This is a genomic window from Methylobacterium sp. Leaf87 (genome assembly GCF_001422775.1).
Taxonomy (GTDB): Bacteria; Pseudomonadota; Alphaproteobacteria; order Rhizobiales; family Beijerinckiaceae; genus Methylobacterium.
On sequence record NZ_LMMI01000061.1, the window covers coordinates 89,421 to 112,893 of the forward strand.

The window sequence follows — 23,473 nt, forward strand, 5'->3', positions numbered from 1 at the left end:
CCGTGAGCGCACTCATCGGCCTCACCCTCGGGCGCTACTTCGCGCTGCGGTTCCTGCGCACCATCCTGGGCGTGTTCCTCACGGTCTTCACCCTGGTCTACACCCTCGATTTCGTCGAGCTCCTGCGCCGCGCCGGCGACGCCGAGGGCGCGTCCACGGGGTTGATGGCCCAGCTCGCCCTGTTCCGCACCCCGGCGGTGGCCGAGGGCGTGCTGCCCTTCGCGATCCTGTTCGGATCGATGGCCTCGCTGCTGCAGCTCTCGCGCAAGTTGGAACTCGTGGTGGCGCGGGCCGCCGGGATCTCGGCGTGGCAGTTCCTCCAGCCCGGCCTGTTCGTGGCGCTCGCCATCGGGGCCTTCACGGTGGGCGTCTACAATCCGGTCTCGGCCCTGCTGAAGCAGCGCTCCACCGAGATCGAGGCGAAGATCTTCGCGCGCTCCACCAAGGCGGGTTCGGGCAAGGACATCTGGATCCGCCAGCGCAGCGTCGACGGGCAGGCGATCCTGCGGGCCGAGACGGCCATCGAGGGGACCACGACGCTGGCGGGCGTCTCGGCCTACACCTTCGACGAGGCCGGGGCGTTCGTTTCGGAGATCGATGCCGCGCGGGCGATCCTCCACGACGGGTACTGGGAGCTGCAGGAGGCCCGCCTCCTCACCCCGGACGCGCCGCCGGAGGGCTTTTCCACATATCTCATCGCCTCCACCCTCGACCCCGGACAGGTGCGCCAGCGCTTCACACCCCCGGAATCTGTGCCTTTCTGGCAACTTCCCGAGACCATCGCACGCAACGAGCGGGCGGGGTTGGATGCCACGCGCTACCGTCTCCAGTATGACGTGCTCATGGCGCGCCCGGTTCTCTTCGTCGCCATGGTGCTCGTGGCGGCCAGCGTTTCCTTAAGGTTCTTCCGCTTTGGTGGCGTGGGAAAGCTCGTGCTCGGCGGCGTGGCGGCCGGGTTCGCGCTCTACGTCGCCCGGCAGCTCCTCGAGGGACTGGGTGCGTCCGGGATCGTGACGCCGGCGGTGGCGGCGTGGTTCCCGGCTGTGGTAGGAAGTCTTCTCGGTACGCTCACGCTTCTCTACCAGGAGGACGGCTGATGCTGATCTCCGGATCGGGAAACGGGGTGGGGTCGTGGCAGGAGTTGGGACTCGCGTTGCGTAAGGTCGCCGACATCGCACTCGCCGCCGGTCTGCTGGCGCTGCTCCCGGCCGTGGTCTCCACCGCGGCCGATGCCCGTCCGGCTGCGCAAACGGACGCCAAGACGACGGACGCCAAGACGACGGACGCCAAGGCGAAGCTGGCTTCGGGCAAGCCCGCCTCGAACAAGCCGGCCGAGCGCCTTCTCGTGGAGGCGGCCGAGCTCGTCTACGACAACGACAAGAACACCGTCGCGGCGCGCGGCAACGCCGAGCTGCATTACGGTCCGCGCACCCTGCAGGCCGACCGCGTCCTCTACGACCGCAACACCAGCCGGGTTTTCGCCGAGGGCAACGTCCGCCTCACCGACGAGACCGGGGCGGTGCTGACCGGCGCGAAGATGGAGCTGACGGACGACTTCAAGAACGGCTTCATCGACGCCCTGCGCATCCAGCAGACCATCGAGGTGAAGGGCCAGCCCGTCCGCACCCGGTTCTCGGCGCCCCGCGCCGAGCGCATCGAGGGCGACCGCACGAGCTTCGAGTACGGCACCTACACGGCCTGCGAGCCGTGCAAGAACAACCCGGAGACGCCGCCGCTGTGGCAGATCCGCGCCACCAAGATCATCCACAACAACGAGACCCATACCATCGCGTTCGAGGAATCGACCCTCGAGATCGCCGGCATCCCGCTCGCCTACCTGCCGTATTTCGAGACGGCCGATCCGAGCGTGAAGCGCAAATCCGGCTTCCTCACGCCGCGTTTCATTTCGTCCACGGCGCTCGGCAGCGGCCTCGCCGTGCCGTACTTCTTCAATCTCGCGCCGGATTACGACCTGACCCTGTCGCCGGCTTTCCTCAGCAACCAGGGTGTGCTGGGCCAGGCCGAGTTCCGCCAGCGCCTCGAGACGGGTTCATACAACCTGCGTCTCTCGGGCATCTTCCAGACGACGCCGAGCGCGTTCCTGCCCGGGCCGCTGGGCGCCGGGGACCGCGATTTCCGCGGCGCCGTCGAGTCGAAGGGCCAGTTCTACATCAACGACCGCTGGCGCACGGGATGGGACCTCGTCGGCGTCACCGACAAGTGGTTCCTGGACAACTACCGCATCCGCAACCAGAGCATCACGACGGACTATTTCCGCGAGGCGGTCTCGACGGCCTACCTCATCGGACAGGGCGACCGCTCGTGGTTCGAGGCGCGGGGCTACTACTTCAAGGGCCTGTCGAGCTTCGACTGGCAGAAGGAACAGCCCATCGTTGCGCCGGTCATCGACTACGACAAGCGCATCAACGGGCCGGCCCCGCTCGGCGGCGAGGTCCGATTCGAATCCAACATCACCAGCCTGACCCGCGAGGCCACGGACTTCCAGGGCATTCCCCGCACGGGCGCGTACCTGCTGAGCCCGAGCGCCAACGGCCAGAGCTTCCCGCTCTACGAGACCTGCCTGACCTTCACCCGCAGCACCTGCCTGATCCGGGGCTTGGCCGGCACGACGACCCGCGCCTCGGCGCAGGTGTCCTGGCGCCGGACTTTCATCGACGACGCCGGTCAGGTGTTCACGCCGTTCGCCTACCTGCGCACCGACGCGTTCTTCGTCGACCCGCGCAACTCTGGCTACCAGAACGCCTTGGCTCAGAACCTGACGACCCAGGATTCCGACATTTCCGGCCGGGTGATGCCGGCCATCGGCCTCGATTACCGCTACCCGTTCGTCTCGAATTTCGGGCCGCTGGGCGTCCACACCCTGGAGCCCATCGTCCAGGTCATCGCCCGTCCGAGCGAGACCCGCATCGGCCGCCTGCCCAACGAGGACGCGCAGAGCCTCGTCTTCGACGACACCTCCCTGTTCCAGTGGGACAAGTTCTCAGGGTACGACCGAGTCGAGGGCGGCCTGCGGACCAACATCGGCGGGCAATATTCCGTTGTCACGCCCGCCGGCTGGTACGCGAACGTGATGTTCGGCGAGTCGATCCAGATCGCCGGCGTCAACTCGTTCCGCCGCGGCGACATCGCCAATGTGGGCCTCGATTCGGGCCTGGAGAACCGCCGGTCCGACTTTGTCGGCCGGTTCCAGCTCTCGCCGAACCAGAACATCAGCTTCATTTCGCGGGCGCGGTTCGACCAGCGGGATTTTGCCGTCAACCGGTTCGAGACGGGCGTCACGGCCCGCTTCGCCCCGTTCCTGCCCCTCGACCTGTCGGTGTTCTATTCCTACTACGAGGCCCAGCCGGCCCTCGGCTTCGTACACCGGCGCGAGGGCGTGACCGCGTCCGCCACCTACCATGTGACGCCGAACTGGTTCGTCACCGGCTCGGCCCTGGTGGACCTCAGCCACTACCTCGACGTGCGCGACAACTTCGCCGACGCCTACACCGCCTATCTGCAGAACCCCGTCGGCCCGTCGCCGATCTATGTGAATCCCGGCAAGTCCTACCTCTCGGGCATCAGCCTCGGGGCCGGCTATCAGGACGAGTGCACCACGGTGTCCCTGAACTATATCGTTTCGCCCATCGCCACGGCGCTGGGCACGGCGGAGCGCAACCGCACGGTGCTGCTGCGCGTCGAGCTCAAGACCCTCGGCGAGGCGGACCTGCGCCAGAACCTCGGCACCGCCACCACATCCGACGGGATCGCCACCATCCGGTGAGCCCGGCCGCCTTGCCTTGTCGGCCTCGACCTGCGACGCGGTCGGCATGACAGCGCAAGGACGGGGCCCAGCGTGACCGATCACCAACCGATCGCCCTCACCCTCGGCGATCCGGCCGGGATCGGGCCGGAACTCGCCCTGATGGCGTGGCGGGACCGCGACGAAGGCCCCGGTCTGCCGCCGTTCTTCCTCATCGGCGACCCGGATTTCGTCGAGCGGCGCGCGAGCGAACTCGGGTTCTCGATCCCCATCGCGGAGGTCGGCCCGGATTACGCCACCGAGGTGTTTCCCCGCGCGCTCCCGGTGATGCCCCTGCCGAGCGGCGCCCGAATCGGCGCCGTGGCGGGGCGTCCGGACTCGGCCAACGCCGGCGCAACCCTCGAATCCATCACCGCGGGCGTCGCCCTGGTGCGCGCCGGGATCGCCACGGCGCTCGTCACCAACCCCATCGCCAAGTACGTCCTGACCCAGGTCGGCTTCGCCCATCCGGGGCATACCGAGTTCCTCGCGGCGCTGAGCGTCGAGCCCGGCGAGGCGGTACCGCTTCCGGTGATGATGCTGTGGAGCGAGACCCTCGCGGTGGTGCCGGTGACCATCCACGTGGCCCTGCGCCGGGTTCCCGAGCTGCTCACGCGGGAGCTCGTCGTCGCCACCGCCCGCATCGTCGCCCACGACCTGCGCCATCGCTTCGGCCTCGCCAACCCCCGCCTCGTCCTGTCGGGCCTCAACCCGCACGCGGGCGAGAACGGTACCATGGGCCTGGAAGATCGCGACGTGCTGGAGCCGGCGGTGGCGCAACTCCAGGGCGAGGGCATCGACATCCGCGGTCCGCTTCCGGCCGACACCCTGTTCCACCCGCGGGCGCGAGCGACCTACGACGTGGCCCTGACCCCGACCCACGACCAGGCCCTGATCCCGATCAAGACCATCGCGTTTGACGACGGGGTCAACGTGACCCTGGGATTGCCGTTCATCCGGACCTCGCCGGACCACGGCACCGCCTTCGACATCGCCGGAAGGGGCATCGCCCGTCCGGACAGCCTGATGGCGGCCCTGCGCCTCGCCGCCCGCCTCGCGAAAAGCCCCAAGTCATGAGCGATATCGACTACCGCGCCGACGACGGCTTGCCGCCCCTGCGCGACGTCGTGCGCGCGCACGGCCTGGAGCCGAAGAAGGCGCTCGGCCAGAACTTCCTGTTCGATCTCAATCTCACGGGTCGCATCGCCCGGTCGGCCGGCCCCCTTGAGGGCGTCACCGTGGTGGAGATCGGCCCCGGCCCCGGCGGCCTCACCCGCGCGCTCCTGAGTGCCGGCGCCGCCCGGGTGATCGCCGTCGAGCGCGATCCGCGCGCCCTGCCGGCGCTGGCCGAGATCGCCGCGCATTACCCGGGCCGCCTCGACGTGGTGGATGCCGACGCCCTCACCTTCGATCCCGTGCCCCTCATTGAAGCGGGTCTGGGCACCGGGCCCGTGCGGATCGTCGCCAACCTTCCCTACAATATCGGAACGCCCCTGCTGACGGGCTGGCTCACCGCGCCGGTGTGGCCGCCGTGGTGGGACAGCCTCACCCTGATGTTCCAGCGCGAGGTCGCCGAGCGCATCGTGGCGGACGAATCCGACCGCGCGAATTACGGTCGCCTGGGCGTCCTGTGCGGCTGGCGCACGGAAGCCCACATCCTGTTCGACGTCGCCCCGTCCGCCTTCGTGCCACCGCCCAAGGTGACGTCGAGCGTGGTGCGGCTGACGCCCAGGTCCTCCCCCCTGCCCTGCGCCGTCGAGACCCTGGAGCGCGTCACCCGCGCGGCCTTCGGCCAGCGCCGGAAGATGCTGCGCCAGAGCCTCAAGGCCGCGACCCCCGATCCCGCACTCCTGCTGGCGGCCGCGGGCATTCCCGAGACCGCGCGGGCCGAGGAGGTGCCGGTGGCCGGGTTCGTCGCCATGGCGCACGCCCTGGCGTCGGGCACCTAGTCCCGCGGGCGTGTAGTCCCGCCGGCGCACGCCGTTCAGGCGCGCGCCCTGACGAACGTCTCCGCGAACATCGCACGCAAACGGGCCTGTTCCAGCTCCCGGCCGGTGATCGTGGGGGATGGCCGCGCGAACAGGTAGCCCTGCATCTGGTCGCAGCCGAGGCCCCGCAGAATTTCGAGCTGATCGGCCGTCTCCACCCCCTCGACGGTGACGTGGAGGCCGAGGTTGTGCCCGAGATTCACGATGGCGCCGATGATCGTCAGGGTGTCGGCGTCCTGCCCGAGCCGGCGCACGAAGGACTGGTCGATCTTGATCTTGTCGAACTTGAACTGTTGCAGGTAGCTCAGGCTCGAATAGCCCGATCCGAAATCGTCGAGGGCCAGGCGAACGCCCTGCTGGCGCAGGCGCGAGAGCACGTCCACCGCGTTCGTGGCGTCCTGAATGAAGACGCTCTCGGTGATCTCGACGACGAGGCGGCTCGCGTCGAGGGCATTCCGGGCGAGGGCCGCGGCGACGATGGCCGGCACGTCCGATTGCCGGAACTGGCTCGGAGAGACGTTGACGGCGACGCGCCACGCTTTCGGCCAGGTCGCCGCCGTGGCGCAGGCCGTGTCGATCACCCACCGCCCGATCGACGCGATGAGGTCGGCCTGCTCGGCCAGGGGAATGAATTCGGCCGGTGAGACGAGGCCGCGCTCCGGGTGCTGCCAGCGGATCAGGGCTTCGAAGGTCTCGATCTCGCCGGTGCGGGCGTTCACGATGGGCTGGTCGAACAGCTGCAACTCGTCGCGGGCGATTGCGCCGCTCAGTTCGTGCTCGAGGGTGCGCCGGGCGTGGAGCTGCGCATCCATGGACGCTTCGAAGAAGCGCAGGCCACCGCGTCCCTCGTCCTTCACCCGATACAGTGCCGTATCGGCGGCGCGCAGCAGGCTCTCCACCGTGGTACCGTCGTCCGGGTAGAGCGCGATGCCTACCGAGACACCGATCTCGACGGTGTGGCTATCGATCCGGAACGGCCGGGCGAGTTCGGCGAGGAGCTGGGTCGCCACCTCCGAGACATGCGCCGGCGTCGCCGCCTGGGGTAGAACGACGATGAACTCGTCACCGCCGATCCGCGCGAGGGTGTCGGTCGGGCGCAGCTCGCCGAGGAGACGCCGGGACACCTGAACCAGCAGCTCGTCGCCCGCCGCATGTCCGTACAGGTCGTTGATCGGCTTGAAACGATCGAGGTCGAGATAGAGCACCGCCAGACCGCTCCCGACCTGTGCCGCGGTCGCGATCGCGTGATCGATGCGCTGCTCCATCAGGTAGCGGTTGGGCAGATCCGTCAGGGCATCGTGCAGGGCGAGGTGACGGATGCGGGCTTCGTCACGCCTGAGCGCCGTGAGATCGCGCAGGGCGACCGCGGTCGCCGTTCGACCGCCGAACTCGATGATGCGGCACGACAGTTCCACGGGAACGAGGACGCCCGCCCCCGTACGCGCCTCGAACTCCTCGGGATGCAGGTCCTCCAACCGCCGGGTCGCGCGCCGGATCAGGGCCGGGGCGTCGGACCGGGAGAAGAGATCGAGGACCGGCTTGCCGATGATGTCCTCGACCGGCATGCCGAACAGGCGCGTTCCGGCGCTGTTGACCTCAAGTACCTTTCCGTCACGATGAATGAGCAGGACCTCGTAGGCCAGGTTGCTGAGCAACCGCATCCGGCTGATCTCGTCGAGGTTGCGACGCGACAGGTGCTGCTGCAGCAGCAGGGCCGTCAGGCCGGCGACGAGGACGAGCAGGCTGATGGACCCGACCGCGAAGCCGAGCTGCGTCGACCCGAGAAGAAGGTCGGCCCCCTCCAGGGGCTCCAGGGGGGTGATCGACACGGCGGCCATACCGGTGAAGTGTAGGCCGCAGATCGCGAGGGTGAGCCAGATCGCCACCTCGACGCGCCGCGCGAGGCTGAGAAGCGCCTGGGCTCGGGTCAGGGCAACGATCCCGAACCCCACGCTGAGCGCCACCGAGGCGATGACGTAGGAAGGATCGAGCACGACGAGGCTGGAGGCCCGCATCGCACTGACGCCGAGGTAATGCATGCCGGCGACGCTCAGACCCAGGATCGTTCCGGGGAGCACTGCGGCCATGGGGGTGCCGAGCAGGCGGTGCCGCACGAGGAGCGCGAGCAAGGTTCCGAGGACGGACACCAGGATCGACGCGCCCGTAAGGCCGAGTTCGTAGGCGATCTCGGTCGCGGGTGTGAAGGCCAGCATGGCGACGAAGTGCAGCGACCACACGCTACAGCCGAAGACGGCCGCCGAGGCGAGCATCCAGCGCGAGAAGGCGCGCTGACCCGACAGTTCCACCTGAGCCATCGTCGTCGTCGCAGCAAAACAACCGAGGATACAAATGACGGCGGACAATCCGACGAGGCGATAGTCATGCTCGTAGAATATGCAACCTTGAGTTGTCAGCATTGCGATGACCAAGCGAGTTCCAGCTGCGTCCTTTCTTGATCTGCGATAATTATTTCCAAGTCGAAACGGCGTTTCTTCACAAACCCGTGGCTTAATAGGATGGTTAACGAATTTACATATTTGCTTTTAGCCTATAGGGCTCAGTATAAATTGCAAATGTCTTGTTTTTACTTGTAGGTTTTTGCGTCGCTACGCAAATATCGAGGCCCGCCAAAATTCGGGCATATAGGAATCAGCAATTCGCGAGTATTGACCTGCATATTAAATCCATAATGAGATCCTGTAAGTCTTGTGCGTCCGTCAAAGCGTGATGCGACGACGATGGACCGACGTACCCATTCGGCGTCCGGGACCCATCGATCGAAACGAAATGGGCCGCCCGGTTTCCCGGGCGGCCCTCGCTTTTCATTCGGATGGTGAAGGCTTCAGTGACCTTGCTGGATCGCCGAGAGTACCCAGCGACCGCCGCGCTCGCGCACGAAGGTCCAGAGCTCCACGGCCTCGGGTGCGCCAGTCTCGACGACGCGGTTGGTGCGACGGTCCAGGGTGACGTCCTTGATGGCGTAGCGCATGGCCACGGTGGCGTACTCGGCGTTGCCCTCGCCCCACGATTCCGACAGGTCGCCCTGAAGGAGCTTCACGTCGGAGATGCGGTTGACGACACCCTTGGCCTCGTTGGCACGGAGCTCCTCGACGAAGTAGCCGGCCATCTCGGGGGTCGCGAGGTTGCGCAGGGCGGGCACGTCCTCACGGCCGTAGGCGTCCTGAACCCCGTTCAGGGCGATCTCGAAGCTCTCGAAGTCACCCGGTCCGATCTGGACCGGACGCGCCTGCACCGGCTGCACGGGCGCAGGACCGCGACCCATTCCGCCGAGGGCGCCACCCACGGGGCCGCGGCCGGCATTGCCGCCGAGGCCACCACCCATGCCGGTCCCATTCGCGCCGGTCCCGTTCGCACCGTTGCCGCTCAGGTCCGAGCGAGCGTGACCGGCCGCGGCCGGACTCGCCTGGCGACGGCGGAACCAGCGCACGGCGAAGGAGACGATGAGGACGAGGAGGCCGACCTGAAGCAGAAGGCCGATGAACGACGCGATGCCGCCGAGCCCGCCCGAGAAGCCGCTGCCGAGGAGCGCGCCGAGGAGGCCGGCGCCGAGAAGGCCCGCCATGAAGCCGCCACCGAAGCGCGGGCGCTGGGCCGCAGCCGGGTTCATGCCGGGATTGCCCATGGCCGGACCGGGCTGGGTCTGCGTGCGCTGGATCGGCGCTGCGGTCGAGGGGGCCGTGGTGGTGGCCGAGGGGGCATCGTGAGTGCGCGAGCCGCGCGAACCCATGCCGCCGCTGCTGCCGCCCGGACGTGCCTCCGCCAAGGGCGCCGCCAGTGCCAGCGTGGCGGCGAGCGTGAGGATGGTGGCCGCGCGCTTGCGGCGCGTGGGGGTGGTGAGCATGGATTCGCCCCTGATGCGGTTCGTTTGAGAGTCTGGCGGAAGCGCCAGTCACTATATGGTGACGGGCGAGGCGCGGTTTTAGTCCATCTCGCCCCGCGCTTTTTTTCCGTCCTCAAGCCACGGCCGGGAAGACGAGGCGGACCACGGTGCCTTCGCCGGGCTTGCTCTCGAGGTTCACCGTGCCGTTCTGGCGCTTGACCAGACCATGGACGATGGCGAGGCCGGTGCCGCGCCCGGCCTCACGGCTGGTGATGAACGGAGCGAGCGCGCGCGCCGCCATCTCGGGCGACATGCCGTGGCCGGTATCCGTAACCGTGATGCCGACGGCGCCGTCCCCGGGGCGCTGCAGGGCGCGATCCCCCACCGGTACCGCGAAGGTCGCGATGGTGATGCGGCCCGCTCCCGGCATCGCCTCGCACGCGTTGGCCACGATGTGGTTGAGGGCGAGTTCCACCTGGCGCGGGTTGCTCAGGCCGCAGGCGAGGCCCGGCGTGGTGCGGATGTCGAGGCTGATCCGCACCGGCAGACTCGGACCCATGCGTGCGCCGAACTCGGTGATCAGGGCGTTGAGGTCCACGGGCCGGACGTCCGGGGCGATCCGACGCGAGAACGCGAGGAGCTGGCGTGTCAGGATCGTCGCCCGCTCCGCCGCATCCGTGGAGCGCAGGATGGCGCGCTGGATGAAGGGCTCGTCGCGGTCGCTCAGACGCCGTTTCAGGCCGTCGATGTAGCCGATGAGGATCTGGAGGAAATTGTTGAACTCGTGCGCCACGCTGTTGGTGAGGAGGCCGAGCGCCTCGCGCTGGCGCGACAGGCTGAGGGCCCCTTCGGCATCGCGACGGCGGGAGACGTCGACGATCTGGACGAGCCGCCGATCGGTGCCGGGCACCGGCGCCACCAGGATCTGCGCCCAGAACGCGGCTCCGGCGCGGGTATAGGCCAGGAACTCGACGCCCTCGGGCGGCGTATCGGTGAGCGCCGTCGCGAGGGCGATCCGCGCCGCCCGGTCCGTATCCGGTCCGAGGAGGAAATGGGTGCTGCGGCCGGTCACCGCCTCGGCGCCGTAGCCGGTGAGCGTCAGGAACGCCGGGTTGGCGAAGACGATCCGTTCGCCGTCCGGGCCGGCCTCGACGAGCAGTGCCGGCACCCGCGACGCCGCGAGGTAGGCCTGCGGGGCCGCATCCGGCCGGTCGTCCGGCGCCTGATCGTCCGGTGGGGGCGATGCCATGGCCTGTCCGCGCGTGCGAGGCTTCTCGGCGCCTCTTCACGAAACGCCCTCGGCCCATCGGGGTTCGACACGAGAACCGCGGGTGACCGGGCGTTCCGGGAGGCACGTTCCGCCTTCGGGATCTCAGGCATAAACCGATCCGGCGAAGCGGCAAAGCTTCGTACGGGCCGCTACTGCCGCACCCACATCACCCGGCCGATCCAGGCGATCTCGGCCACGTTGACGACCCGGTCGGCATGGTCGGGATTGAGCGATACGAGTTCGATGGTGCGGGCGGTGCGGCGCTTGAGTTCCTTGGCCAGGACTTCTCCTGCGCTCAGGCGCACCACGACGCGGTCGCCCTTGCGTACGCTGGCGGAGGGCGAGACGATGAGCACGTCGCCGTCGCGGTAGAGCGGCGCCATGGAATCGCCCTGCACTTCCAGGGCGAACGCCCGGTCGTCGGCGAGATCGGGAAACTCGATCTCCTCCCAGCCGGGACCGCCGGTGGGCATGCCCTCGTCGGTGAAGAGCCGTCCGGACCCCGCCTGGGTCATGCCCACGAGGGGGATCATCGATCGGGTCGGTCCGGTCCGGACTTCGATGAGGCGCAGGAACTCGTCGAGGCTGGCGCCCGTGGCGGTCAGGACCTTGGCGATGGATTCGGTGGAGGGCCAGCGCTTGCGCCCGTCCGGGCCGATGCGCTTCGAGCGGTTGAAGCTCGTCGCGTCGAGGCCGGCACGGCGCGCGAGGCCGGAGGCCGAGAAGCCGTGGCGCTCGGCCAATCGATCGATGGCGGTCCAGATCTGCTCGTGCGACAGCATGAGAGGCTCGCGACGGAAAGTGTGTAAGACGCTCAGCCTACGTGTAGGAAAGTAGAACTAAAATACCCAGAAAGCAACGGCATGGTCCCCCGCGGGTTTCGCCCCGCCCTCGAGCCGCCGAAGGATCGGGGGCGGCCGAGCGGATTCGGTTGCGGCGGGCCGGCCTGCGCTCTATCGCCGGATGCGAGCGACCCTCGCGCGAAGGAGACCCGATGCCCCTCGTCTACAAGATCTGCCCGCGCGATCTCTGGGCGACGGCGGAGGCGCAAGGACGTTTCACCGGCGCGCCCGTGGACGTCGCCGACGGCTTCATCCACTTCTCCACCGCGCCCCAGGCGGCCGAGACGGCGACGCGGCATTTCTCCGGCGTGCACGACCTCCTACTCGTCGCCGTCGACACCGAGGCCCTGGGGGCGGCGCTCCGCTTCGAGCCCTCGCGCGGCGGCGACCTGTTCCCGCACCTCTACGGCGACCTCCCACTCGGGGCCGTGCGGGCGGTCCACGACCTGCCGGTCGGGCCCGACGGCAACCACGTCTTCCCGGAACGTTTCGGAGACGCCGCATGATCGGCGCGCTGTTTCCCCTCGCCAAACCCCTGTTGCACAGCCTCGATGCCGAGGCGGCCCACAACCTCACGATCCGGGGCCTGTCCCTGCTGCCGCCGCGCCGCCAGCCGCCCGACGATCCACGCCTCGCCGTGGAGATCCTCGGCCGCAGTTTCCCCAACCCCGTCGGCCTCGCCGCCGGCTACGACAAGGGCGCCCAGGTGCCCGACGCGCTCCTCGGCCTCGGCTTCGGTTTCGTCGAGGTCGGCGGCGTGGTGCCGAAGGCGCAGGCGGGCAATCCCACCCCGCGCGTGTTTCGCCTGAAGGCCGACGGCGCCGTGATCAACCGGTTCGGCCTCAACAGCGAAGGCCTCGACACGGTGCGTCGCCGGCTCGCGGCCCGGCGGGACAAGCCCGGCCGGATCGGCGTCAACATCGGGGCCAACAAGGAGGCGACGGACCGCCTCGCCGATTATGTCGCCTGCACCCGCGCCCTCGCGCCCCTCGTCGATTTCGTCACCGTCAACGTGTCGTCCCCCAACACCCCGGGCCTGCGCGACCTTCAGGGCGAGGCCTTCCTCGACGACCTGCTGGCGCGGGTTGTGGAAGCCCGCGACGCGGTCCATCCCGGTACGGCGATCCTGCTCAAGATCGCCCCCGACATCACCCTCGCGGCCCTCGATGCCATGACGGCCACCGCCCTGAAGCGTGGCGTGCAGGCCCTCGTCGTCTCCAACACCACCATCGCGCGACCCGCGACCCTCGCCGAGACGGCGCTCGCCCGCGAGACCGGCGGCCTTTCCGGCCGACCCCTGTTCAAGCCCGCGACGCGGCTGCTCGCGCAGACCTACCTGCGCGTCGGCGGCCGGATCCCCCTCGTGGGTGTCGGCGGCATCGATTCGGCCGAGGCGGCCTGGACCAAGATCCTGGCGGGTGCGAGCCTGCTCCAACTCTACTCCGCCCTGGTCTATCAGGGGCCGGCCCTGATCGGGTCGATCAAGGCCGGCCTCGTCGCCCGGATGGCGGCCGAGGGCGCGGGCAGCTTGGCCGGGTTCGTCGGACGGGACGCCGAAGCTCTCGCGGCTCTGCCGGGTTAGGGACGCGACCGCCGCCGGCCGGTTCCGGCCAGGACCACGCAAGCGGCGAACAGGCCGATCAGCCCCCATTTCACCGGCAGGAGGTCGGCGCCCTCGCTCGCCACGGGCTGGCGCGCGAACCGGCCCGGGGCGGTCTCGACGCCGGGCTTGCCCGCCCCTCGCGCGTCCGCGATCTGCGCCGGCGAGATCGCCCATTCGGCGTCCATCTGGCGATCGTGCGCCATCATCGCGACGGCGACGGCGATGCCCACGACGACGGCCGCGCTGACCCGTACGGGGGTTCGCATCCTGGTGATCTCCTCGCCCGTTCCAGGCCCGCAGGCCCCCTCGCCGACGCATACCCCACCTGCGTGCGGCAGCGCAGTGCCTTAACCCGGGCGAAACCCAGCCGGGTAAAACCTTTCCCGGTGCAAGCGCATGACTGGCCTGCGTTTTTGACCGATTGAGGCGCCGCTGTGCGGTGCGGTAATCCCTCACGGAAGCAGGTCGCTACGACTTCAGAAGCTTTCCCATCAGGATCGTCCATGGATCACCCGGTCGCGTCTCCCAAGCGTTCGTCCGCCGCCGGCGGCTGGGGTGCGCTGAAAAGCTGTGGCAAGCATCTCCTCGGCAGCCGCGCACCGCTCTCGGGCGCCCGCGCCATGCTGAAGGCCAACCAGCCCGATGGGTTCGATTGTCCGGGCTGCGCCTGGGGTGACCCGGCGCACGGCTCCTCGTTCGAGTTCTGCGAGAACGGCGTCAAGGCGGTGTCTTGGGAAGCCACCGACAAGCGCACCCCGCCGAAGTTCTTCGCCAAGCACACCGTGAGCGAGCTGCGCGGCTGGACCGACTACGCCCTCGAGGGCGAGGGCCGGCTCACCCATCCCATGCGCTACGACGCCACCAGCGACCGCTACGTGCCGACCACCTGGCCCGAGGCCTTCGCGGCCATCGGCGCTGCTCTCAACGCCCTCGACCATCCCGATCGGGCCGAGTTCTACACCTCCGGCCGCGCATCCAACGAGGCCGCGTATCTCTACCAGCTGTTCGCCCGGCATTACGGCACCAACAACTTCCCCGACTGCTCGAACATGTGCCACGAGGCCAGCGGCATCGCCCTCCAGGCGGCCATCGGCATCGGCAAGGGCACCGTGCTGCTGGAAGATTTCGAGAAGGCCGACGCGATCTTCGTCGTTGGCCAGAACCCCGGCACCAACCATCCGCGCATGCTCGGGGACCTGCGCAAGGCCGCCCAGCGCGGCACCCGCGTGGTGGTGTTCAACCCCGTGCGCGAGCGCGGCCTCGAGCGCTTCGCCGATCCGCAGAACACCGTCGAGATGCTGCGCGGCGCGAGCGCGCCCGTGGCGAGCCACTATTACCAGCCGCGCCTCGGCGGCGACATGGCGGCCTTCCGTGGCATCGCCAAGGCGGTGTTCGCCGCCGACGATGCGGCGCTCGACGCCGGCAAGCCGTCCGTCCTCGACCGCGCATTCCTCGCCCATCACACCGCCGGGCTCGACGCATACCGGGCCGTCGTCGACGCCACCACCTGGGAGGCCATCGAGGATCAGTCCGGCCTGTCCCGTGCCGACATCGAGGTCGCGGCGCAGGTCTATCTCGGGGCCGACAAGGTGATCTGCACCTGGGCCATGGGCGTGACCCAGCACCGCCATTCCGTCGCAACGGTTCGCGAACTCGCCAACGTGCTGTTCCTGCGCGGCCATGTCGGGCGGCCCGGCACCGGCCTGTGCCCCGTGCGCGGCCATTCCAACGTGCAGGGCGACCGCACGGTGGGCATCAACGAAAAGCCCTCCGCCGCCCTCCTCGACGCCCTGGAGACCACGTTCGGCTTCACCGCGCCGCGCCGTCACGGCCACAACGTCATCGGCGCCATCGGCGCCATGCTGGACGGCTCGTCGAAGGCGTTCATCGGGCTCGGCGGCAACTTCGCCCGCGCCACGCCGGACACGGCCCTCGTCGCCAAGGCCCTCGCATCCTGCGAGCTCACCGTCCACATCGCGACGAAGCTCAACCACTCGCACCTCGTGCCGGGCCGCGTCGCCTACCTGCTGCCGTGCCTCGGCCGCACGGAGATCGACCGCAACGCCCGGGGCAAGACCCAGATCGTGACGGTCGAGGATTCCATGAGCATGGTCCACGGCTCGGGCGGCATCAACAAGCCGGCCTCGAAGGAGCTCCTGTCCGAGATCGCCATCATCGCCGGCATGGCGGCGGCGACCGTCGGTTCGGAGCGGGTCGACTGGGCGTCGCTCACGGAGGATTACGACCGGATCCGCGATCTCATCGAACGCACGATCCCGGGGTTCGCGGGCTACAACGTCCGGGTGCGGCGTCCGCGCGGCTTCATGCTCCGAAACCTCGCCGCCGAGCGCAACTTCGAGACCGAGACGGGGCTCGCCAACTTCTCGGCCGATGTGCTGCCGGAGACGACGGAGCACCAGCGCGCCAGCACGACGCCCGGCACCTTCGTGCTGCAGACCTTCCGCAGCCACGACCAGTACAACACCACCATCTACGGCCTCGACGACCGCTATCGCGGCGTCTACGGCGAACGCCGGGTGGTCTTCGCCCATCCCGACGACCTCGCGGAGATCCGCGCGCGCATGGGCGACCGGGTCGATATCGTCGGCAACCACGACGACGGCGTGACCCGGGTGGCGGAGAGCTTCCGCCTCGTGCCCTTCGACATGCCGCGCGGCTCGCTCGCGGGCTATTACCCTGAGCTCAACGTCCTCGTGCCGCTCTCGACCTTCGGCGAGGGCAGCGACACGCCGACCTCGAAGTCGGTGCTCGTCCACCTCCGCGCGCCGGCCGCCGCGTGAGCGAACCCCCGGCCGACGCCGAAACCTTCCTGGCGGTGACGGATTCCGTCGCCGCCCTGCAGCCCGGGCTCTCGACCCTGGAAGCGGGCGTGCTCGCGGCCCTGCACCTCGCCCTCGCCGCCGACAGCCGCAGCTTTTCGCGCGTGTTCGGCGTCGAGCATGCCCTCGTGCTGCGGGCCGTCGAAGTCCTGGTCGGCGAGGCGGCGCTGCTGACGGTGATCGAGCGCGCCCCCCGCACCCAGCGCACGCACTACGCGGTCACCGAAGCGGGCCGGGCGCTCCTCGACCACCTTCACGGTTGAGTGGCCCGGCCGTCGCGAGGCGCCCCTACTGCCCCTTGGCCGCGATGGCCTCCGACCAGTTCACGGCCCGGCGGGCCATGCCGATATGCTGCCGCTCGTACATGCGGCCCTCGATCTTGATGGCGCCGCGCTTCAGGTTCTCGGGCTTGTCGAACGCCTCGATGACGATGCGGGCGCGGCGCACCTCCTCCTCCGTGGGGGCGAAGCAGGTGTTGGCCGGCTCGATCTGGTTGGGGTGGATCAGGGTCTTGCCGTCGAAGCCGAGGTCGCGCGCCTGCTGGCACTCGGCGCGGCAGCCGTCCACATCGCCGATGTCGTTCCAGACGCCGTCGAGGATGATCAGACCCTCGGCGCGGGCGGCCGCGAGGGTGAACATCATCCACGGCAGCATCGGCACGCGGCCGGGCACGAGTTGGGCCCAGGTGTCCTTGGCGAGATCGTTGGTGCCGAGCACGAAACCGGTGAGCCGGGTGCGCCGGTCGCGCCGGGCTTTCGCGATGTCCTGAATGTTGAGGATGGCCGCCGGAGTCTCGATCATGGCCCAGACGGCGATGCTGTCGGGCGCCTCCAGGGCTTCGAGGTGGTTGGCGATGCTCTCCAGCACGGCGGGCGAGGAGACCTTCGGCATCAGGATCGCGTCGGGTCGAGCCTGGATCGCCGCCTTGAGGTCGGATTCACCCCAGGGCGTCTGGGGCGCGTTGACCCGGATGACGATCTCGCGTTTGCCGTAGCCGCCTTCCTTGACCGCCGCGCAGACCTGCTCGCGCGCGAGTTCCTTGGCGTCGGGCGCCACCGCGTCCTCGAGGTCGAGGATGAGCGAATCGGCGGCGAGGGTCCGGGCCTTTTCCAAAGCACGCTGGTTCGAACCGGGCATATACAGCACGCTGCGGCGGAGGCGGAGGTCGGACATCGCGGGTTCCTGTGAAATCGCCGCGCACCTTAATGCAACATCGGCGCCTGGGCACCCCGCACGGCCCCGCGAATGGCAGTTCCTTCCCCGAATCGGGACGCGGGCGGACAGGGACTGCTATGATCTCGCCCGACGTCGCCGACGAAACCAAGCAAGGCAGCCGTTCTGCCGCGGCTCGTCGATCCCGAAGAGTGAGAGTGCCATGCCGTTGATCCGCTTCGATCTCATCGAAGGCCGTACCGAGGCCGAGCTGAAGACCCTGCTCGATGCGGCCCACGAGGCCATGCTGGAAGCCTTCCGGGTGCCGGCCGGCGACCGCTACCAGATCGTCACCGAGCACAAGCCGTCGCGGATGATCGTCGAGGATACCGGCCTCGGCATCCCGCGCACGAAGGACGTGGTTGTGGTGCAGGTGTTCACCCGCCCGCGTTCGCAGGAGATGAAGCAGGATTTCTATCGCCTGCTCACGGAGAAGTTGGAGGCCGCCTGCGGCATCGCTCCGGCCGACGTGATGGTGTCCTGCATGGTCAACAGCGACGCCGATTGGTCGTTCGGCCACGGCCGGGCGCAGTTCCTCACGGGCGAGCTGTGACGCCGGCCCTCCCCTATACCGCCCATGCGGACGGCGTGCGCCTCGCCGTCCGGCTCACCCCCCGCGCCGCGCGGTCCGGCCTCGACGGTCTCGTCGCCGGGGCTGACAGACGGATTGCCGTGCAGCTGCGCGTCGCTGCTCCGCCGATGGAGGGCGCCGCCAACGCGGCCTTGATCGGCTACTTTGCCGAGGTCCTGGAGCTGCGGCGCAGCGAGATCCGCATCGTCTCGGGCGAGACGGCTCGTCGGAAGGTGGTGGCGCTCGCGGGCGATCCCGTCGTTCTGAGCGGCCGCATCGGCGAGTGGATCGCGGCCGCGCCCCTGCGTCGATAAGTCAGAACAGGCGCCCGCCGTTCGGCACGGGTTTGTCCGGCGCGAACAACACCACCGCCCCGTCGGCGTCGGGAAAGCCCAGGGTCAGCACCTCGGACCGGAACGGCCCGATCTGCCGGGGCGGAAAATTCACCACGGCGGCGACCTGACGGCCGGGCAGGTCCTCGGCCCGGTAATGCTCGGTGATCTGGGCGCTCGACCGCTTCCGGCCGATGCCGCCGCCGAAATCGATGACGAGCTTCAGGGCGGCTTTGTGAGCCTCCGGGAACGGCTCGGCCGACACGATGGTGCCGACCCGGATATCCACGGCGAGGAACGCGTCGAATCCGATGGTCTCGGCCGCCGGGGCGTCGGGCGTGGGGCTGACGTGCATGACGACCTCGCGCGCCTCAGGCCGTCCGGACCTGCCGGCGCTTGTCCGCCGACGACCATTGCATCAGGGCGACCATGACCAGGATGGTGCCGAGGTAGACGAGGCCCTGGAGGACGCTCGGCCGGTCGGTGTAGCCCACGAGGGCGTGGAGCACGCGGCCCGCGAGGCTGTCCTCCCGCAGGATTGCGGTGGTGTTCCACAGGGGGCGGTCGAGCACGGTGACGACGCCCGCGTTCACCAGGAACTGAGCGGCCTGCGAGGCGAGGCCGGCGGCGAGGAAGATGATCAGCGCGCTCGTCACCGAGAAGACGTAGCGGGTCGGGATGGCGGCGAGACCGAAATAGCTCACCCCCGACAGGGCGGCACCGGCCGCGACGCCTGCGAGCGCCCCGAGCTGGATATCGATCCCGGAGGTGCCGGATGCGACGAGGCCGTAGAGGAACAGCACGAGCTCGGCGCCCTCGCGCAGGATCGCGGCGCCGACCACGAGGGCCAGGGCGGCCGCCGTGGTCTGTCCGGTGCGGACCTTGTCGCCGGCCGCGCGCAGCTCCCCGGCGAGTTCGCGACCGTGCTTGCTCATCCAGGTGTTGTGCCAGATCAGCATCAGCACGGCGACGATGAGCACGGCGGCGTTGAGGATGTCCTGGCCGGCGCCCTCGAAGGCGTCGGAGATTTTTTCCGCGAACAGCGCGATGAGGGCGGCGCCCGCCAGTCCCCCGACGATACCCAGGGCGATCCAGCGGCCGCGCCCACTGATCCCGCGTGTCGCGGCGAGCACGATGCCGACGATGAGGCCGGCCTCGATGACCTCGCGGAAGGCGATGACGAAAGCGCCGATCATGCGGGGATATCCTTTTGTGCGCGCCGAAGGGCCGCGCGGGTTACCAGATCCAGAACAGCAGCACCCAGCCGAACACCGAGAGGCCGCAGGCCGCCGCGATGGCGAGGGTGGCGGCGATCCGGCGCGCGCCGGCCGCGTAGAGCCCCGACACCCGCCAGGCGAGCCAGGTGCTCCACAGGCTGCTGCCGAGGAGGAGACCGCCGCGCAATTCGGAGACATAGGGGATGACGAGACCGTCGCCGCGCAGGAACGTCACGGTGAGGGCCGAGAGGCCGAGGAAGACGCCGCAGCCGGCGACCGGTATCAGCGTCTGGGTGAGGTGGTGGAACCGCTGGGTCGACCACGCCCCGAAGGCGCGGGTGCCGAGGGCCACGAAGCCCGACAGGGACGATCCGAGGATGAGGGCCGAGGCGACGATGTAGGCGAGCAGTAGCACGCCGTCGAGGAGGCTGAGCACGTCGTTGTGCTCGGGGTAGTTGGTGAGGACGAACCACGGCAGTGTCGTCTCCAGGGGCCAGGAGATGCCGCGCTCGATCAGGATCGTGGCGAGCCATTGCTTGGCGTCGATGAACCACGGGCTCGACGACCACTGGAACGCGCCCACCGCGAGGCCCATCATGCCGAACAGGATGAGGGCGGTCTGGTCGAGGCTCGGCTCGTTGCCGGCGACGTTGACGATCTCGTGGGTGGGCGACCGCCGGGCGAGGCGCACGGACCCGCGATAGCCGCTGCAGCGTCCGCACATGTGGCAGGCGCCGGCGCCGTTCATGGTCTTGACCGGGACCAGGGGCGCGCAGTTGAAGCTCTCGCCCTTCGGCTTCGGCGATGCGCTCCACGCCGCGTGATCGACCTGGAAGCTCACCGGCGCGAGCTTGGCCAGGACCGCGAAGACGCCGTTGACGGGGCAGAGGTAGCGGCACCACACCCGCTTGTTGCGGCCGTAGAGCAGGCCGACGGCGATGGCCGCCACCGTGGAACCGCCGAGCACGGCCAATACCGGTTTCGGGTAGCCGTAGACGCTGACCATCTGGCCGTAGACCGTGGTGCCGGCGAACGCCACGAACGGCCAGCCGCCCCAGGTGAGCCAGCGCGGCACGGCGCGGCCGAGGCTCCACCGGCTGGCGAATTCCGTGAGGGCGCCTTCGGGGCAGAGGATGCCGCACCACGCGCGCCCGACCACCACCATGCTGACCAGCACGAACGGCCACCAGATGCCCCAGAACGCGAACTGGGCGAACACCGTGAGGTCGTTCCACAGGTGCGCCGTGCGTCCAGGGAGCGGCAGGAAGGCCGGGACCGCGACGAGGACGAGGTAGATCGCCACGACGACCCATTGGATCGTGCGGATGATGCCGCCGTTGCGCTGGAGCCACTGGCCGAGGCCGGCCAGCTTGGCATCGACCCAGGCCTCGCCCGGTGAAATGGAGGCCGATGCCGCCATGGGGTTCGCCATTCGGTCCGTTTCGCTGCCTACTTCGCCACGAGAGTGGCTTTGGAATCCGGGTGGAAGTCGTCGAACACGTCGTAGCGACCGGGATCGATGGTGCGGAACACGATGGACGAGGTGGCGCCGGCGGCGAGCGCCTTCTCGCGCTTCAGTTCGGTGCTCTCGAACTCGACAGGGCTCTTGCCCGTGTTGGTGATCTCGAGCTTGAACCGGGTGTTGGCCGGCACCTCGATGATTTCGGGGATGATCGCCCCGTCGCGCATCTCGACCTTGATGACCGGCAGGTCCTCGGCGCGGGCCGGATGCCCGAGCGCGAGGGTGGTGGCCGTTGCTGCGGCGGCGAGGAGGTTCGGCAGCCGGGCCACGGTCAGTACGCGCCCTTCTTGCCGATGCCCGCGAAGGTGAAGTCCTGGATCAGGTCGAACGGCTTGAACCATTCGGCGACCCCGGTCTCCTTGTCGACGTGGCGGCCGAAATGCTGACCGGCCCCGGGGGGCGCCACCGTGAGCTTGAGGCGGTAGCGGCCGGGCCCGGACAGCTTGACGTTGTCGCCGTAATGCGGGCCGTCGTTGGCCACCATGGGCATGAGGGTGCCGGACACCTTCGGCCCCGTGGCGGCCTCGCCGTCGAGCTTCGTCAGCTCGAACGAGACGGCGAGCGAAGGCACCCAATCCCCCTCCGCGAAGCCGTTGCGGTTGTCCTTGGCGGCGCGGATGTCGGCTTCGAGATGCAGGTCGGATTGCGCGGCGGCGCGCATCATGTCCGGCGGGTCCATCTCGATGGGCTGGAGGTAGACGGCGGCGACTTCGAGCCCGTTCTGGATCACGTGCGGACCGATGGGCGTCTCCTTCGCGTGAGCGGGAAGGACCGCACCGGCGGCGAGGAAGCCGGCGACGAGGAGGGACGGCAAGCATCGGGCGGTGATGGAGCGGGCGGTCATGGATCTCTCGCACATCGGAGCTTCGCGCAGGGTATCGAGCGCGTAGACCAGCCACACAAGCAAGCAAAGAGGCTTCTTCGTCACATTGTTACATCGGAATCATTCTAATTCGACGGTGGTTGGATCTTTTCGAAACAAAGTGGGTGCTCGCGTCCGATCTATTGGTTCCTGGTCTTTCAGCCCGAGGGGCGATTACGGTCACGCAACCTGCCGTACCGGCGCGGGCAGTCCCGGCTTGACCGCTGGGGAAAACGTCCGCGCCGTCAGGCCCGAATAGGCCAGGGCCTGACCGACGCCACGGCCGCCCAGCAGCAGTAGGAACGCGGCCCACAAGCCGGCATTGCCGAGATCCAGCGCGTGGAACGCCAGCAGGGCGAGGCCATAGGTGACGCTGGCCCCGATCATCAGGTTGCGCATGGCACGGGTCCAGGTGGCGCCGATGTAGATGCCGTCGAAGGCGAAGGGGAGCGCGGCGACGAGGGGCGCCAGGGCCGCCGGGACGAGGTAGGTCCGCGCCGTCTCGCGGACCTCGGGGTTCGTCGTCACCGCGTCGATGAAAGCCCCACCCGTCACGAGGAACAGGCCCGCGATGGCGGCCCCGAAGGCGAGGCACCAGGCGAGGCTCAGGCGCGCGGCGCGGCGGAAGCCCGCCTCGTCGTGGGCGCCCACGGCCTGTCCGCACAGGGTCTCGGCGGCGGTGGCGAAGCCGTCGAGGAAGAAGCCGCCGATCATGAAGAGATTCCACAGGACGGCGTTGGCGGCGAGCACCACGTCGCCGGAGCGTGCGCCGAGGGCCGAGAACGCCGCGATGCAGGCGACGAGCAGGAGGGTGCGGATCATGACGTCGGCGTTGACGCTGAGCATCCGGGCGAGCGCCAGGGGATCGGCGACGATCCGCCATGGCACGCCGAACGGATAGGAGCCGAGTCGGGCGAGGACGAGGAGCCCCAGCCCGGTTCCGACCGCCTCGGCCACCAGGGTGGCAAGGCCCGCGCCCGCGACGCTCATGCCCGCGCCGAGCACGAGGGCGAGGGTCAGGGCGATGTTGACGAGGTTGATGGCGATCTGGAGCACGAGCCCGAGATCCGTACGGCCGCGGCCGAGCACGGACCCCAGGATGGCGTAGTTCGCCAGGGTGAAGGGCGCCGCGAAGATGCGGATATGGAAATAGTCCGACAGCCCGGCGATCACCGCCGGGCTCGCGCCGCTGATGGCGAAGGCGCCCTGCCCGATGGGCCCTTGCAGGATCACGATGACGAGGCCGACGAGGAGACCTGCGGCGAGCGCCCGCGCCAGGGTGCGGTCGACTTCCGCGCCGTCGCGGGCGCCCACCGCCTGCGCCGTCAGGCCGGCGGTCGCCATGCGCAGGGAGCCGAACGACCAGAAGATCGCGTCGAAGATCACGGCGCCGAGCGCCATGGCGCCGAGCAGGGCCGCATCGCCGAGCCGTCCGATCACCGCCGCACCGACGAAGCCGAGGAGCGGCGTCGTGACGTTGGCGACCGTCATCGGCAGAGCGAGGGACAGGACGCGCCGGTTCGTGGCGGGTGCGGGGTGGGCTCCGCGGACGCTCATCGGCATGCCCTCAT

Annotated in this window: 22 protein-coding genes; 10 read left to right on the forward strand and 12 right to left on the reverse strand. The window is 69.1% G+C overall.

The genetic code is table 11. The features are described from left to right. Positions 1-2 precede the first annotated feature (2 nt). The 4 genes from lptG (at position 3) to rsmA (ending at position 5,751) form a co-directional block, all read left to right on the forward strand. Positions 3-1,097, forward strand: coding sequence for an LPS export ABC transporter permease LptG (lptG, locus tag ASF22_RS22200; protein WP_056268429.1), 1,095 nt, complete (start codon positions 3-5; stop codon positions 1,095-1,097). Further along, on the forward strand, positions 1,097-3,784 hold the full coding sequence (locus tag ASF22_RS22205) for an LPS-assembly protein LptD (RefSeq protein ID WP_056268432.1): 2,688 nt from the start codon (positions 1,097-1,099) through the stop codon (positions 3,782-3,784). The genes lptG and ASF22_RS22205 overlap by 1 nt, the downstream gene beginning before the upstream one ends. Before the next feature lie 72 nt (positions 3,785-3,856). Further along, the gene (gene pdxA, locus ASF22_RS22210) at positions 3,857-4,879 is read left to right on the forward strand and encodes a 4-hydroxythreonine-4-phosphate dehydrogenase PdxA (RefSeq protein ID WP_056268435.1); all 1,023 of its coding nucleotides are present in this window, start codon (positions 3,857-3,859) and stop codon (positions 4,877-4,879) included. Continuing rightward, positions 4,876-5,751, forward strand: a complete 876-nt coding sequence (gene rsmA, locus ASF22_RS22215) for a 16S rRNA (adenine(1518)-N(6)/adenine(1519)-N(6))-dimethyltransferase RsmA (RefSeq protein ID WP_056268437.1) — start codon at positions 4,876-4,878, stop codon at positions 5,749-5,751. Before pdxA ends, rsmA begins: the two co-directional genes overlap by 4 nt. 35 nt (positions 5,752-5,786) lie before the next feature. Here the strand turns inward: rsmA and ASF22_RS22220 are convergent, their stop codons facing one another. The 4 genes from ASF22_RS22220 to ASF22_RS22235 all read right to left on the reverse strand — a co-directional run bounded on the left by ASF22_RS22220 (position 5,787) and on the right by ASF22_RS22235 (position 11,683). Beyond that, on the reverse strand, positions 5,787-8,105 hold the full coding sequence (locus ASF22_RS22220) for an EAL domain-containing protein (protein WP_244474395.1): 2,319 nt from the start codon (positions 8,103-8,105) through the stop codon (positions 5,787-5,789). 527 nt (positions 8,106-8,632) lie between these two features. Continuing rightward, positions 8,633-9,652 (reverse strand): TIM44-like domain-containing protein, encoded by a 1,020-nt coding sequence (locus ASF22_RS22225; RefSeq protein ID WP_056268443.1) that lies wholly within the window; start codon positions 9,650-9,652, stop codon positions 8,633-8,635. A 112-nt stretch (positions 9,653-9,764) separates the two neighbouring features. Further along, positions 9,765-10,880 carry an ATP-binding protein gene (locus tag ASF22_RS22230; RefSeq protein ID WP_056174503.1) on the reverse strand — a complete coding sequence of 372 codons (1,116 nt, stop codon included), beginning with the start codon at positions 10,878-10,880 and terminating at the stop codon, positions 9,765-9,767. A gap of 170 nt (positions 10,881-11,050) precedes the next feature. After that, positions 11,051-11,683 carry a helix-turn-helix transcriptional regulator gene (locus ASF22_RS22235; protein WP_056174501.1) on the reverse strand — a complete coding sequence of 211 codons (633 nt, stop codon included), beginning with the start codon at positions 11,681-11,683 and terminating at the stop codon, positions 11,051-11,053. Between the two features lie 212 nt (positions 11,684-11,895). Here ASF22_RS22235 and ASF22_RS22240 point away from each other — a divergent pair, with 212 nt between their 5' ends. Both ASF22_RS22240 and ASF22_RS22245 read left to right on the forward strand, forming a co-directional pair. Then, entirely contained in the window at positions 11,896-12,249 is a 354-nt protein-coding gene (locus ASF22_RS22240) for a DUF952 domain-containing protein (RefSeq protein ID WP_056268446.1), read from the forward strand. Further along, the gene (locus tag ASF22_RS22245; protein ID WP_056268449.1) at positions 12,246-13,325 is read left to right on the forward strand and encodes a quinone-dependent dihydroorotate dehydrogenase; all 1,080 of its coding nucleotides are present in this window, start codon (positions 12,246-12,248) and stop codon (positions 13,323-13,325) included. Before ASF22_RS22240 ends, ASF22_RS22245 begins: the two co-directional genes overlap by 4 nt. Here ASF22_RS22245 and ASF22_RS22250 read toward each other — a convergent pair. Further along, entirely contained in the window at positions 13,322-13,612 is a 291-nt protein-coding gene (locus tag ASF22_RS22250) for a hypothetical protein (protein ID WP_056268452.1), read from the reverse strand. The two genes, ASF22_RS22245 and ASF22_RS22250, sit on opposite strands and share 4 nt — an antisense overlap. Before the next feature lie 237 nt (positions 13,613-13,849). Here ASF22_RS22250 and ASF22_RS22255 point away from each other — a divergent pair, with 237 nt between their 5' ends. Together ASF22_RS22255 and ASF22_RS22260 are read left to right on the forward strand one after the other, a co-directional pair. Then, a complete protein-coding gene (locus ASF22_RS22255; RefSeq protein ID WP_056268455.1) occupies positions 13,850-16,147 on the forward strand; it encodes an FdhF/YdeP family oxidoreductase in 2,298 nt (765 codons plus the stop codon). After that, the gene (locus tag ASF22_RS22260; protein ID WP_056268458.1) at positions 16,144-16,449 is read left to right on the forward strand and encodes a hypothetical protein; all 306 of its coding nucleotides are present in this window, start codon (positions 16,144-16,146) and stop codon (positions 16,447-16,449) included. The genes ASF22_RS22255 and ASF22_RS22260 overlap by 4 nt, the downstream gene beginning before the upstream one ends. A gap of 25 nt (positions 16,450-16,474) precedes the next feature. Here ASF22_RS22260 and ASF22_RS22265 read toward each other — a convergent pair whose 3' ends face one another. Continuing rightward, the gene (locus ASF22_RS22265) at positions 16,475-17,359 is read right to left on the reverse strand and encodes a CoA ester lyase (protein WP_056174490.1); all 885 of its coding nucleotides are present in this window, start codon (positions 17,357-17,359) and stop codon (positions 16,475-16,477) included. 202 nt (positions 17,360-17,561) lie between these two features. On the opposite strand from ASF22_RS22265, the gene ASF22_RS22270 reads away from it, so the two are divergent. Together ASF22_RS22270 and ASF22_RS22275 are read left to right on the forward strand one after the other, a co-directional pair. Further along, positions 17,562-17,951, forward strand: a complete 390-nt coding sequence (locus ASF22_RS22270) for a tautomerase family protein (protein WP_056268459.1) — start codon at positions 17,562-17,564, stop codon at positions 17,949-17,951. Continuing rightward, the gene (locus tag ASF22_RS22275) at positions 17,948-18,283 is read left to right on the forward strand and encodes a DUF167 domain-containing protein (protein WP_056268462.1); all 336 of its coding nucleotides are present in this window, start codon (positions 17,948-17,950) and stop codon (positions 18,281-18,283) included. Before ASF22_RS22270 ends, ASF22_RS22275 begins: the two co-directional genes overlap by 4 nt. Position 18,284: 1 nt before the next feature. Here ASF22_RS22275 and ASF22_RS22280 read toward each other — a convergent pair whose 3' ends face one another. The 6 genes from ASF22_RS22280 to ASF22_RS22305 form a co-directional block, all read right to left on the reverse strand. Beyond that, a complete protein-coding gene (locus ASF22_RS22280) occupies positions 18,285-18,656 on the reverse strand; it encodes a tRNA-binding protein (RefSeq protein ID WP_056268464.1) in 372 nt (123 codons plus the stop codon). Positions 18,657-18,672: 16 nt separating this feature from the next. Next, positions 18,673-19,497, reverse strand: a complete 825-nt coding sequence (locus ASF22_RS22285; RefSeq protein WP_056268467.1) for an FTR1 family protein — start codon at positions 19,495-19,497, stop codon at positions 18,673-18,675. 40 nt (positions 19,498-19,537) lie between these two features. Then, positions 19,538-20,938 carry a 4Fe-4S binding protein gene (locus tag ASF22_RS22290; protein ID WP_056268607.1) on the reverse strand — a complete coding sequence of 467 codons (1,401 nt, stop codon included), beginning with the start codon at positions 20,936-20,938 and terminating at the stop codon, positions 19,538-19,540. 29 nt (positions 20,939-20,967) lie between these two features. Further along, the gene (locus ASF22_RS22295) at positions 20,968-21,300 is read right to left on the reverse strand and encodes a cupredoxin domain-containing protein (protein WP_056175011.1); all 333 of its coding nucleotides are present in this window, start codon (positions 21,298-21,300) and stop codon (positions 20,968-20,970) included. 11 nt (positions 21,301-21,311) lie between these two features. Then, a complete protein-coding gene (locus ASF22_RS22300) occupies positions 21,312-21,884 on the reverse strand; it encodes an iron transporter (RefSeq protein WP_056175007.1) in 573 nt (190 codons plus the stop codon). 198 nt (positions 21,885-22,082) lie between these two features. Continuing rightward, positions 22,083-23,459 carry an MATE family efflux transporter gene (locus ASF22_RS22305; RefSeq protein ID WP_056268610.1) on the reverse strand — a complete coding sequence of 459 codons (1,377 nt, stop codon included), beginning with the start codon at positions 23,457-23,459 and terminating at the stop codon, positions 22,083-22,085. Positions 23,460-23,473: the final 14 nt, after the last annotated feature.